This window comes from Lyngbya sp. CCY1209 (genome assembly GCF_055795065.1).
Genome location: NZ_JAYFER010000017.1, coordinates 1 through 246, shown reverse-complemented (window position 1 = coordinate 246; position 246 = coordinate 1). Strand labels below are relative to the sequence as shown.

General features: G+C 50.0%; 1 protein-coding gene. It reads left to right on the top strand.

All coding sequences use genetic code 11. The features are described 5' to 3' along the window. Positions 1-219 (top strand): HNH endonuclease (locus tag AC0QHF_RS00080; protein WP_324702160.1); only part of this gene is annotated, 219 nt, incomplete at its 5' end. Positions 220-246: the final 27 nt, after the last annotated feature.

The window sequence follows — 246 nt, the reverse complement described above, 5'->3', positions numbered from 1 at the left end:
GACCAGAAAGGCAAATGCAAATGGTGCGGACAGCACTTCACCATCGAAGACCAATTGGAGACCGACCATATCATCCCGAGATGCCTAGGCGGAAAGGATGATTACAAAAACCTTCAACTGCTGCACCGCCACTGTCACGATGCCAAAACTGCCATAGATGGCAGTCAAAGCAAGAGTCGTACTCATGACAACGAGACGGCTGAACTAGGAGCCGTGTGAGGTGAAAATCTCATGCACGGTTCTGAA